This is a genomic window from Photorhabdus noenieputensis (genome assembly GCF_018448935.1).
Lineage (GTDB): Bacteria > Pseudomonadota > Gammaproteobacteria > Enterobacterales > Enterobacteriaceae > Photorhabdus > Photorhabdus noenieputensis.
The window spans coordinates 1-929 of sequence record NZ_RCWC01000138.1; the positions used below are offsets into that span (position 1 = coordinate 1).

Annotated in this window: 1 pseudogene; it reads right to left on the reverse strand. The window is 54.9% G+C overall.

What is annotated here, in order from left to right:
* Window positions 1-929: pseudogene (locus EAE91_RS23535) on the reverse strand (conjugative transfer ATPase); the annotation flags it as partial.

A 929-nucleotide genomic window follows, 5' to 3' on the forward strand; every position in this document is an offset into this window, starting at 1 on the left:
TAGGGCGACAACAGCGGATTAGTGGTCAGTATATGCGCCTCATCCACCACAAAATTAATTTCCCGGTCCTCAAACTGGTCACGCTCCGCCATATTGTTGATGGTATTGACCAGAGACACCATCGCCAGCGACATCTGGGCACCATACCCTTCGCGTGCCAACGTACCGAGGTCAATCAGCGTCACATCGGCTTCTGGCCACGGAGTTCCCGGACGATTAAACAATTCCCCCTCAAAACCACTGGTGAACATTGACATCGCCCCCGCCATCTCTTCGGCACGGGCACGACGCTGTTCGGTACGCAATGATCGCCCCTGTTCATCCCGTCGGCTGTCCCGGGCAATCACAGACAATGCCTTTTGCAGATCTTCCGCTATCATCTGTCGGCCATCGTCAGCACTCGCTTTTGCCGCCATCATGATAGCTTCACGGATCATGCCCCGATCCGCCCGCGTCAGACGCTCCTCCTCTTTCTTCTCCCCGCCGGTGATCATCATGCGGGCCGCAATTTCCATTTCACCCAGAATATCGCGTTGCTCATCGTCCCCGTCGTCTTCAATTTCCTCTGCCGACTTTTCACCCGCCAAATCCAGCTGAGAAGATGCCATTTGAAGCAATTGGTGGGCATCAGCAAACAGCGCCAGACTGACACCACAACCCGGTTTGATGCTGATTTTGTTGACACTCAGCCCCAGACATTGACAGTAATCGGCAAACAACCCAAAACTGTTGCCCGCCTCAGCCACAAATAATCGGGGACGGTGCACCGCCATCAGCTGCGATAAACTCGCACAAAGCGTAGCCGACTTCCCCGCACCGGTCGGCCCGAACAGCAACAGATGCGCATTCTGGGTACGGTCATGTTTATTTTGCGGATCAAAGGTCAGCACATCGCCGCCCCGGTTAAAAAAGCTAAGACCCGGGTTACC